Annotated in this window: 6 protein-coding genes; 3 read left to right on the top strand and 3 right to left on the bottom strand. The window is 43.7% G+C overall.

Going from position 1 to position 12,168, the window contains the following annotated elements; translation table 11 throughout:
* Nucleotides 1-103: 103 nt before the first annotated feature.
* Nucleotides 104-988, top strand: coding sequence for a 4-hydroxybenzoate solanesyltransferase (locus tag IQ270_RS00855; protein ID WP_193971064.1), 885 nt, complete (start codon nt 104-106; stop codon nt 986-988).
* Nucleotides 989-1,194: 206 nt separating this feature from the next.
* On the opposite strand, the gene IQ270_RS00860 is transcribed toward IQ270_RS00855, so the two are convergent.
* The 3 genes from IQ270_RS00860 to IQ270_RS00870 all read right to left on the bottom strand — a co-directional run bounded on the left by IQ270_RS00860 (nt 1,195) and on the right by IQ270_RS00870 (nt 5,734).
* Entirely contained in the window at nt 1,195-3,258 is a 2,064-nt protein-coding gene (locus tag IQ270_RS00860; RefSeq protein ID WP_193971065.1) for a CHAT domain-containing protein, read from the bottom strand.
* A gap of 24 nt (nt 3,259-3,282) precedes the next feature.
* On the bottom strand, nt 3,283-4,332 hold the full coding sequence (locus tag IQ270_RS00865) for a DUF1822 family protein (RefSeq protein WP_193971066.1): 1,050 nt from the start codon (nt 4,330-4,332) through the stop codon (nt 3,283-3,285).
* Nucleotides 4,333-4,654: 322 nt separating this feature from the next.
* A complete protein-coding gene (locus tag IQ270_RS00870) occupies nt 4,655-5,734 on the bottom strand; it encodes a tetratricopeptide repeat protein (protein WP_193971067.1) in 1,080 nt (359 codons plus the stop codon).
* A 224-nt stretch (nt 5,735-5,958) separates the two neighbouring features.
* Here IQ270_RS00870 and IQ270_RS00875 point away from each other — a divergent pair, with 224 nt between their 5' ends.
* Nucleotides 5,959-6,687 carry a hypothetical protein gene (locus IQ270_RS00875; protein WP_193971068.1) on the top strand — a complete coding sequence of 243 codons (729 nt, stop codon included), beginning with the start codon at nt 5,959-5,961 and terminating at the stop codon, nt 6,685-6,687.
* A 629-nt stretch (nt 6,688-7,316) separates the two neighbouring features.
* Nucleotides 7,317-11,975 carry a S8 family serine peptidase gene (locus IQ270_RS00880; RefSeq protein ID WP_193971069.1) on the top strand — a complete coding sequence of 1,553 codons (4,659 nt, stop codon included), beginning with the start codon at nt 7,317-7,319 and terminating at the stop codon, nt 11,973-11,975.
* Nucleotides 11,976-12,168 lie beyond the last annotated feature (193 nt).

Below are 12,168 nucleotides of genomic sequence, written 5' to 3' on the forward strand. Positions count from 1 at the left end.
GTTGAGTCGAAGTGTCCCAAGCATCTTGGCGGTTGTTATAGTAAGTGATTTTGCCTAAAATTTGATAAGATTAAATGTTAAAAATCTAAAATCTAGAATTAAAATGGTTACTCAGTCCGATCGCCCAACCGAATCTACACTACTTACTATCATCCGGCTTTTGAGATGGGACAAACCAGCAGGAAGGCTTATTTTAATGATTCCAGCCCTCTGGGCCGTGTTTTTAGCAGCAGACGGGAAACCGCCCTCGGCATTAGTTGGCGTAATAGTGTTAGGAACCTTAGCCACCAGTGCGGCGGGATGCGTCATCAACGACTTGTGGGATCGCGATATCGATCCCGAAGTAGAAAGAACGCGATCGCGCCCCCTAGCATCCCGCGCCCTGAAAGTGCAAACTGGCATCGGAGTTGCCTTAATTTCCTTTGCTTGCGCCGCCATTCTCGCCTTTTATCTCAATCCCTTAAGCTTCTGGCTGTGTGTCGCCGCCGTACCAGTAATTATCTGCTATCCCCTAGCAAAAAGATTCTTTCCAGTCCCGCAATTAGTGTTATCAATTGCGTGGGGATTTGCAGTTTTAATTAGTTGGAGCGCCGCCGTTGAAAAACTAGAATTAGCGACTTGGCTGCTGTGGGGGGCAGTCGTGTTTTGGACGATGGGATTTGATACAGTTTATGCGATGAGCGACAGAGAAGATGATTTGCGTTTGGGTGTTAATTCTAGTGCGATATTTTTCGGGAATTATGCGGCTAATGCTGTGGGTTTTTTCTTTGTTGGGACAGTGGGTTTGTTAGCAGCAATGGGAATTAATTTGCATTTGCATATTGGTTTTTGGATCGCAATTTGTGCGGCAGCGATTCTGTGGCTTTTGCAGTATAGTGAATTGCGAAAAGCGGATATTCCGAATCCCGTTTACGGTCAAATTTTCCGCCAAAATGTTTGGGTGGGGTTTGTGATATTGGCGGGGATGATTGCTGGGGAGATTTTTTAAGAGACATCTTCAATAATTTTTGTAAAACAGGCATCTTGCCTGTTCAAAAAGTGATATTAGTAATTAGGGGATGACTGTTGGGGAGATTTTTTAAGAGACATCTTCAATAATTATTGTAAAACAGGCATCTTGCCTGTTCAAAAAGCGATATTAGTAATTATCTGGTAAAAAACCCGGTTTCTTTGTCAGAGTGGGTAAGTCCTGACTTAAACAGGAACGCGCCAAATTTTGACAGTAGCATCGGCACTCCCGCTGACCAAAGTTTTGCCATCATAACTAAAAACAACAGACTGGACTGGGCCGAGATGTTCCAGAGTTTCCAACAACTCTCCTGTGTGAAAATTCCAAATCCGAATCGTGTTGTCAGCACCCCCGCTGGCAAGAGTTTCACCATCGGGGCTAAAGGCAAGAGTATAAACACTATCTGAGTGTTCTGTAAAAGTACGCAGCAGCCTCCCATTTTCAGTATTCCAAAGTTGAATTGGCTGTTGGGAACCGCTAGCGGCGACTGTTTTACCGTCCGGGCTAATCGCCACACACCAAATTATCCCAACAGAAGAATCGAACCAAGAGGCTACGGCACCGAAAAAATCTACTGGTCGAATGAGAGTGTGCAGCAACTCTTTTCTATGCCAATTCCAGATTTTAACTGCACCATCTAAACCGCCGCTAACTAAAATGCGCCCGTCTTTGCTAAAGGCTAGGCAATTAACTTCCCAAACGTGTCCCCAGAGAGTTTTTTCTATTCTACTTCTTTTCAGATTCCAGATATCAATTGTACCACCCATCAGTGTAGTACCAATGTGACCGTTTGCTAGGGTTTGTTCGTCTGGACTGAAAGCTAAACAGCTTGTCCGCAGGGCTAACAAGGTATTTCCCAGACTTTGTTTAAATTGCTTGTTTGCTACATCCCACAACTTGATACTGCCATCAAAAAATTCGTGGTTGCTGGCACTGGCAAGGGTTTTTCCGTCGGGGCTGAAAGCAACATCAATTACCCCACTACTATGTCCGGTGAAGGTGTGGAGTAATTCTCCTGTACAAAGGTTCCAAAGTTTGATGGTTTTGTCCAAACTGCCGCTGGCAATAATGTTTTGATTGGGACTAATGGCGACGGAATTAACAATATCTGCATGACCTTTGAGAGTGTGCAGGCATTTCCAATTGAGCAACTGTTTCCAGATTAGCGGTTCCACAGCGGGGTTTTGACAAATTACGGGCAGCCAGCTAATACCAGGAAATAGTTTATTTTTCGCATCTTCCAACTTTCGTCTCGCTTCTCGTACTGATGCGTACAAAGATTGGTTATTGGCAAATGCGGTGAGGAAATTCTGCAAAAAATTCTGTGCGGCTTCGTCTGCTACTACTTCCCGCATGACAATACTTTGAGGCAAGTACAATTTGGCTAGCTGGTTGGCTATCCCCAAGCCGTCGCAGGAGTTGAAAATTGCTAACTGCAACCCTTGGGCGATCGCAATTTTCATGGCATTTTTTAAATCGTCAATACTTATACTCTCAGCATCGCCGATCTCAAACTCACCAATTTGACCGTCGGGCAGGGTTGAACTGTGACCGGCAAAAAAGAAAATGTGCCACCCTTGTTCGTCCCGCAAACATTCCAGCAATGTGGATTTATTGGGCTTATTTAAAGGTGTAATTGCAGCACCGCGTTCGGCTAAACTATCCAACACTTGACGGTCAAAGCTAATATCAATTCCGTCATTTTTGCCAAATACGGCTAAAATTCTTACCGCTGATTTCCGACAGTCAGATTTTTTAAAGCTTGGCGGTTTAACAGTTAAGGTACTTAAAGAAATTTCCGAATAATCATAAGTTTCAGAAAAGAAATTCCATGCCGGCCAAGGTAGTCTCCGCAAGTTAGCATCGTCTGTTTGCAAAATAACTCGAATTTCATCGTTTGGCTGCAAGTGCTGCTGCAATCCATCCAGTATTTGTCTCCAGGATTTTTCGCTGGAACTCAGCCATTGATTGATGTTGGATGCCAGGTTTTCTGCCGCTTGTTCGTTAAATACTTTCGTTCCTTCCCCTTGAACTTTGATGCGCGATGTGCAGCCATCATTCTTCCTGGAAAAATTTGACTGCCAATCCTTCAAGGAATCAAGAATTTCAATATCGCCTAGGGCTGGCAGTCTGCCAACATTTCCCCAGATTAAGCTAAATGGCGTTACATCTTCTCGAATTTCTACGTTAACCGGAAATCCTTGCTCAAAACTTCCTTCCATGATGGTGAGGATGACTTGTTTTTTCATAGGTGGCGCGAGAATTTTTAATTCTTAAAAAGTTTCTGTGACGCTGGCATCTCCTAGAAGGAGTTTAACACTAAATTGTTCTCCAGGAGCGAGGCTAAAGGTTAGTAAAACAGCGTTATCTGTAGTGCCAGTTTGTTTTTGCAACTGAGGAACCGCATCTCCAAATTCATCTAAGACTGTTATTTGTAAACCAACTGGCAGGTAAACTGCCTCGCCGCATGGATCGATCCATATTTTAGTGTCACTTTCTTCGTCTTTTGGTGTGAGTTCAACCGTCAAATTAACCGATTGATTTGTACCAAAATTAATTTGTTTTGCTCTTGCTACAGATTCTGAGTTTTCTGGGTTCGGCCCTCGCGATCGGTTGCGTTGATTGCGAGTCAATATCAAGGCTACTGGCTGATAGCCTTCACCGAAGATACTTTCATACATTTGTCTCACATAAATTAGCAGCGAATCCTGCGGAATTTGCCCTAAATCGCTAACGGTGACTTTTAATAATTCGCCGAGGCGATCCGATCTGTAAAGTGCTTCTATGCGATCGTATTCGGAGCGATCGCTTTCAAAAACCAGCAATGTACTGCCTTGGTCTATTTTTTGTACTATCAAAGGTTTTTCTAGAACCGAGCCGAGGCGGTTGACAATTGCTTGTAATTGCAAGTTGTCTGGATTGTCAAGCTCGATCGTAATGCGCCACCAAACCCGATCGGTTTCTCTTGGTTGCTCAAGTGGGTTTATTCTGAAATTTCTATTAGCTAGTTCATCAGGAATATTGATAGATCGAATGTCTTGTACTTCACTATAGTTAAGCAGTTTCTTGATATAACGATATAAACGAGTTAGTTGATTTCTGACGTTGTTAGGATTTTTGTCGTAGATTTGCGCTATCTCTGCTGGATTTTTACGATCTAGAATCCCATATAAATACTTGACTTCTTCCCGCGTTAAAGTTCGGTAGCAGGTAATTACATCCTCTGCCATCAAAACAGCCATTTTCGCTTGATTTAAAGCTGACAATAGTTGGTCTAAATTCCAATTTTTTCCGGCTTTTTCTTTCAGTTCTTCAGGAGTCATATTTTTGTCATAAATTAAGTCACATTGATTGTCATATGGCTGTCTTTATAAGCTGACGAGCATAAATCTAGTTAGCTTGGAGACAAGAGTATGAATTGCAAAGTATTGATTTCACCCCTTTTGATTGGCTCGATCGCACTTAGCAACACCACATTGGTACTAGCAGCAGTTTCAGGCGCTTCAATCGCTCGGATAGAGCTTCAGTCAGCCACGAATAATCTAACCCGAATTTGTATTGACAGACATGGTAACGAATACCCCTGTCCTTGATTCCTAGCAAAAATCTGGGGAAAGGGCGATCGCACTTTCCCCTAAATCCCGCTTACTTGAGACGCTGACGTGCTTTACCAATGTAAAAATCTTCATCTCGCTCAGCGGAATTACCGTATTCGAGACAGTTTTTCCACGCTTCCAAAGCTTCTGCACGATTGCCGAGATTTTCTTGCACCTCTGCCATGATGCCATAGGTTAAACCGCGATCGCTATCTAGTTTAACAGACTTTTGCAGCATTTCCAAAGCTTCTTCAAAACGTCCTTGTTCCTTCCAAGCCAAAGCCAGGTAAATTAACAAAGCTGCTTTGACTATTTTGTCATCCTCAACTTTCTCCGTTTCAACCAGCTTTAAACCGTACCCGATTTTTTGAACAGCTTTCGGCAAATCTTTATATTCAATGATGAACAAACGGGCTAAATTGCAGTAAGCAGCAGCAAAACCCCGGAATGCCGCTTGCTGATAATGTTCGATCGCCCGATCGACATTTCCGGCTTCTTCGTACATCAATGCCATATTGTAATAACTTGCTGCATTATCAGGGTTGATTTTAATAGCTATATCAAATTGTTTCCTAGCTGCCACTAATTCCCCCGCTTCTTTGAATCTCGACCCCCGATTGTTTGCTACTATCTCCAAATTGAGAGAAGTTTCTGCATCTTGAATTTCGCTCAATTCGGGAACATCGGGCAGTTTTAGTCTGCGACGCTCCCATTCTCCTTGTTTGTCTCCTTTACCAAACAGCCACTCCAAATTTTCTTCCTTGATTGGATTCGGAAACTTCAATAAAAAACTCCACTTGTCCGAGCCTGTCTTTGTTTTGGCGCTCGTTACCTCCCGCTGATCTTCCATAATTTTCAATCTTTCTAAGCAAAGAAGGGCATTGCGGATTTGCTCTTTCTCTAAAGATTTGCCGTATTTCTGTGTCAGATAAACCAGATCCTGCAACCTTGTTTGTTTCACCCACAGGTTAGTTCCTTGCCAACGGCTATCAATAATTTTTTTGAGGCTGTCATAGGGATTAATTGTTTCCAAATCCGCATCAGTGAAGGAGTACAACGCCTCAATTAATATTTTTGCAGCATCTTTACCTTTTTTCCAGGTAAGGTTCCGACGACTATTATTCCCCATGAGCAAGTCCCGAAAATTGTTGAAAAAACCTTGGGAATCCCGAGGTTTTTGTTTTCCCAAGCTGGTAAACGCGATTATAGCAAGTTTTCAGCCACCTTGTGCAAATTTGCTTGGGCTAATTTAATCCTTTATTTTAGTGGGTAAGTCAAAAAACTGACCCAAGACGAGTTTGTTGCCAGATTTTTTATTGATTTCGACTTGCATACACTTCTTTGAGGAGGGCGATGATGAAGCACGTAGATAAATTGAAATTGGTACTTCAACGATATTCCGATCGCACTCCTCAAGACGAATTGTTATGCAGGCTAATTTTAGGAATTTGCTCGGAATCGCTGGATAGCCCGCAGCGTCGAAAATTGCTCAATCGGTTATTGCGGCAACTGCAACTCTTACCCAAACTGTCAAAAGTTGCTCATCCCTATTATTGGGAAGCGCTGAATAAAACTTGGGAATGGTTAGACAGTAACCTTCACGAGTTTGAACCTCGACGTTCTCCTATTCAAGACAGTCTCACTTATTGGATCAACGGTCATCTCAGGTATCGAATTATAGATTTATATGCCAAAAAAAACCAAAAAAATGGTTGCTTAGAGTATTTAGAAAATCGCAGATACGAGATTGAGTGTTTGGATGGTTTGGAGGCGGAGATTGAACGGATCGATCGCGAAAAAAACCAAGCTTTGGCAAGGGCGATCGCACAATACATCGATCGCGATCCCGACAAAAAACTTCGCAACTGCCATCCTCGCAACCGTCCCGACTGCAACTGTCAGTCGATCGTGCAAAAACTGTTCTTGGAGGAGTCGCCCCAAAAAATGTCCGCCATCGCCCGACAGTTGAATATCAATACACAGACTATTAACTCTTTTTGGAAAAGGAAGGGATTTACCAAAGTGCAAGAAATAGCCAGACAAATTGCTCAAAAAAACTCTGAGGTGACAGCAGATTGCTGATTGTCTGCGGTGCCGCCCGCAGCGTCTTTCCCAGCGGGATCATCTGGGGCTTGTTGGCAAAAAACATTTTTTATTCAGCGGGCGATCGCCCATTAATGCAAAACAGAGATGCTCCGTTACTTAAGCTGTGCTTGATTTAAATTGTATATTTTCGGTAAAAAGGGGACGAGCGATCGCTTGTTCCTCTTTTTTGGGTTCAATACAACTACATATATTTAGAAATAAGCCAATTGGCCTAGACGTTCTAGACATATTGCTGATGTGCTGGTTTATGAAAAATAATATTATTCTTGTGAATCAAACAAAATTTGACTAAATAAATGAGTATCAAAAACTACGCCACTGTGCAAGGGATCTAGAAAATTGAGCGGTGTAAATTTTATAGGGCCAAAATAAAATTGCCACAGTGCCTCGTGCTACGGGCGATCGCAGCCTTTGTGTAAAGTTATATTACAAAAACAGAAACTTTGCATAAAAACTCCGACGCACTCCAGATAGATAGCGGCGGAAATTTCAGCGAGTTTAACCCAGACCCTGTGTGAAGTTATATTACAAAACGCATAAAAACTCCGACGCACTTCAGATAGATACATATCAGCCCAAATTTATCGAATTAATCAAGGTGTAAAATGTCTACTACTTCTATCGGCAATCTAAGCGACAACTATATCTCGATCGACTTCGCGGGTAAAACTGACCCCACAGACACCTATCGTTTCGATCGGCTAAATCCAGGCAGCTTTCGAGTTACGGCTGAAGGATTTAGTTCCGGTATCGGGATGCAGCTTCTCGACACTCAGGGAAAAGTCGTCAAAGACATCGCCACCGACGGCACAAATTCAGGAACATTTAGCATCGATAACTTGGGCGCAACAAATTATGCACTCAAAATTTCTGCCCCAGCGCGCGATACAAATTATCAAGTTAGTTTAACACCAGACGGCAAAGTTGACCCGCTGACAGGTTTAGGCGTTACATCCGGTTTCTTCACAACCGATTCAACCGGTCAAGTTGGCTTTGACTGGCTGCACGACGGCGGCAATTATCAAGGTGAAGTTGCCGTTTTCAGCGTGCAGGGAATGGAGGATTTCGATCCTAGTTCCGAGGACTTTATCAAAGAATCAGCAAGACGAGCTTTGAGCAATTCTTTATTCGGTCACGTCGTAATTTCTGACCCCATAGAAGGTGCAAATCCGCTATTTAACGGCAGTTTAGGAGAAGACAATTATAACGGAGGACAGTACAGCGGGCCGAAAACATTTTTCATGAAACCGGGAGAAGCTTTTGCGGTGATGCTGGTGCCGAACGGTACGGTGCAAGATGTGTTTAACAATCCCGGTGCTGGGGGTGACAAACGCCCGCTGCTGTCCTTATCTAGCTTGAATCCAGATGATGCTTTTTTGTCCGGTCAAATAGCAGATGTCACTGGCAAAGGTAAGGCTTTTGCGATGGAAGATCAGCGCGTCGATCAGGGTTCTGATAAAGATTACAACGATTTGGTTTTCAATTTAACAGGTGCGACGGGCAAGGCAGTGTCGATCGACAAAGTGATCGATCCGAATAAAGATTGGACTAAACTTGATGGCGGCAAAAAACTCATCGATTATGTCGCATCAAAGCAGCCGGTGCCAGAACCGCCGGTTGCTGTAACGCCGCCAGTTGAGACAACTCCGCCTGCTGCAACAATTCCGCCTGTACCAACAACTCCGCCAGTGACTGTGGAACCGCCTGCTGCAACAATTCCGCCAGTTAAGACAACTCCGCCAGTGGCTGTGGAACCGCCTGCTGCAACAATTCCGCCAGTTGAGACAATTCCGCCAGTGACTGTGGAACCGCCTGCTGCAACAATTCCGCCAGTTGAGACAATTCCGCCAGTGGCGACAATTCCACCAATTGAGCAAAAATTCCCTGTAGAACGCCCGATCGCCCTTGCACCCCCGATCGAATCAAAATTGCCTGTAGAACCGCCTGCGATCGAGGATATGCCACAGCCGATCGCCCCGGAATCACCTGTTGAACCCGATTTACCGATTATTCCGCCGCCAGAAAAACGCGCATTTATCGGCATCATCGATACTGGGTTTGCGCCGAACAATCCCGATTTGGATTACTCTCAAGTGACGTTGGGGCGCGATCGTATTGACAAAGACAGCAATCCGTTGTTTGCTGCGGGAGAAGGTAACGAACACGGCACATTTAGCTGGGGTTTGGTGAGTGCAATTCAAGGCAACGATAAAGGCATTGATGGCTATAACGATAAGGCGAATGTTTATCTAAGTCGGGCAATTGGTTCTGGGGAATGGGATTTAGCTTTAACTGATTTTGTGGGTGAGGCGAAGGCACAAAAGAAAAAGAATGCGATCGCCCTTTTACCCCTCGATTTAACTCAAAAGAATGCTGACGGCAGCATTACCACTCGTTACGAGTTTACACCCCGAGAACGGGCAGCTTTAGAAAATGCGCGGCAGAGTGGAGTGCTGTTAGTTGTAGCGGCGGGAAATGACGGCGGTGTGATGTCTGTTTTGGGTCAATCTTCGCAAGAGTTTGAGAATATTCTCACGGTTGGTTCGTCTGATGGATTTGGGCGATCGGATTATTCCAGCTATGGCTATGGTTTGGATATTTTAGTGCCCGGAGGTGCGATCGAGAATCCGACTTTATCGACAGTTGGCGATGATATTGGTCAGATGGCGGGTACTTCGGCATCGGCGGCGATTGCTGCGGGGATGGCATCTAAGGTTTGGGAAAGTAACCCGGATTTGAATCCTACTCAAATCATTGATATTTTGACTGGAAGTGCGATCGATTTGAAGGAGCCCGGATGGGATCAGGAAACGGGTTTTGGGGTGGTGAATTTGAATAAAGCTGTGCAAGTGGCGAAGGAAACAGCACCGCAAGCTTATATTCCGACACCTTTCTCGAATCCGACAACTTGGGGTTTAGAAGGACAAGTTACTCCTGCGGAACGAGAGGCGCAAACTTTAAATACTTCTGGTTCGGGACGGATCAAGTATGTAGGATGGTTAGATAGTTCTAATTCTTCGGATCGTTTCGAGTTTACGGTCAATCAAACGGTTCCCAACTTTCAATTTTCTCTAAAATTTCCTCAAGGAAATGCGGCATTGTATGACAGTAATACAATTCTCTACAACAGCAATGGAACTGCGATATCTACTCTCAGCTATAACCCGGCATTATTATATGACGGGCTATTCGCTTCAACTCCCTTAAGCCCTGGTAATTACTACGTGGTAGTGAATAAGGGAAATCAAGCTACTATAGACCCTTATGAGATGGTTTTGAATTTTACGGGTTTAAGTGGGGAGGTACAAGAACTCAATGACACGATTACTCTGCCACGTCAAATTATTCAGCCTCCGGCTGACACTCAGAATCCGCCACCAATTAGCATTGTAGTTCAAGGAGAGATTGGCAAGAAATATAATAGTATGGGTGGTGAAACCAGTTGGTTAGGAAAGCCTTTGAACAATGCTATTTCATTAGGCAATGGAGTGATTCAACAAAATTTTGCCGATGGCTACATTATCTACAATGGAAAAACTGCTGTAGCTTACTTAGTTGGGAATGGTAAACCGAATGTAACTGCCCCTTCATCCCAACCTACTGCTAATTTTGTTTCGCCTCAGAACTGGAAGGCAGAATTTATCAACCGCACTCCAAGTAATGCAGGAGATATCAACTTTAATCTTGACCGAAAAGATGGTCAAAAAGGAGTTTTTGCTGACATTCCTAGTCGTGTTGATGTGAAAGATTTAGGTTCTCAAGCTGCTCAATGGCCCGTTAAGGCAAAATTAAATGTGGATTTTGGCTTGAATAGTCCTACTAACACGGGCAAAGTTCAAGCGGATAATTTTGGAATGTTGGCATCAACTGAAGTACCTTTAGAATCTGGTAAAACTTACAAGTTAACGACTAAATCTGATGATGGTAGCGCCTTCAATTTAAAGAATCTCACAACAGGTCAATGGATAGAACCAAAAGATATTCTAGTCGATCCAACGTTTACAGATAATACGGATTGGCGCAATCGCAGTTATGAAGAGCCGTCAAAAACTGTGTTATTCACTGTGCCACAGTCAGGCAAATATCAGCTAATGTTTAAACTCTACGATGGGACTGGATCAGCCCGAATTGATGCCAAAGTTGAGGAAGTGTTCCAAGATAAGATTAACGACATTTCCAAAGAATGGCAACTAGAGGTTTATAAGTGGGATCAAGGCCAAACTACTCAACCCTCTCCCGATATTCAGACTGCAACTACAGCAGGAAACGGCTTAGAATACATTGGTCGTGTCAGTGCTGGTTCTAATACTCGTCCTGATGGCACAAAAGGCACTCTCCAAGATGGAGCATGGAATTGGGGTAAAGGCAGTCCTAATCACAATGACCCGCGTTTTCCGAATGATAAGTTTGTGATGAAAGGCGTTACAGAGGCTGATTTTAAGGCGAATCAAACTTACAAATTTACAGTCCGTGCGGATGATGGGTATCAGCTATATGCTCGGTATCAGGATGGAACGAAAGAACCTATCACTCCTGACAATCAATGGATGAATGCTTATAGTTCCCAGACTATTGATTTCATTCCGAAAAAAACTGGAACGTACAAAGTTGTTGCCTATATGTTTGAAAACACGGGTGACGCTTTATTTGACTTGTCTTGGAAGGAAGTTTTGCCACCGATTTCTTCAGGAAATTACTATCCCGAGCTTTCATCATTAACAAATGACCGATGGAATCAAGAAACTGCTGATAATACTCGATTTGATTACGGCTGGCCAGATTACAGAGATGAGCGTTATCTAACACTAGATTCCATTGAGCAAATTTACACCGAACTGTCCAATACAATTTTTGGAAGACGAGTCCCAGTAACGGCAGGCTACCTCCTCGATCCAGGCTATCGTCAAGGGATAGGAAAATGGCACTCTGGCATTGATATGAGTACCCCAATCGAAGAGACGGTTAAAGTTCCTGTGGGAGGAACTATTGTTCGAGGAATACAAGAGACATCAGGCAACTACTTCATTGGTGTTCGATCTGATGACGGTAAACTTTGGATATATGGTCATCTTGGCAGTGTGTCTGTTCCTTCAGGAAGGATAGAAGCTGGGCAGATAATCGGTCGTGTAGGCTCTCTCAAGCACTTGCACCTTGAGGTTCAAGCAGGCCCCAACTACCTCTCTTCTCAAAGTTCCAATCAAAATACTGTCAGGAATGCAACACTTAATCCCATCAAATCATTTTGGGAATTGAGAAACCGCTGATTTTATCCTCTGACCGAGAAGTCGATCGCCCTTTTCCCCCTATCCGAAAATAGCGATCGCCCTTCTTGCATCCGCGTTAATCTGCGTCCATCTGCGGTCAAAAAAGAGCGATCGCCCTTTCTAATAATTCAGAAGGGCGATCGCTCCTCATACAATGATCCTGCTGTGATCTTGTATATCTTTTAGTAAGAAA

It is taken from the genome of Microcoleus sp. LEGE 07076 (assembly GCF_015207455.1).
Taxonomy (GTDB): Bacteria; Cyanobacteriota; Cyanobacteriia; order Cyanobacteriales; family Microcoleaceae; genus Microcoleus.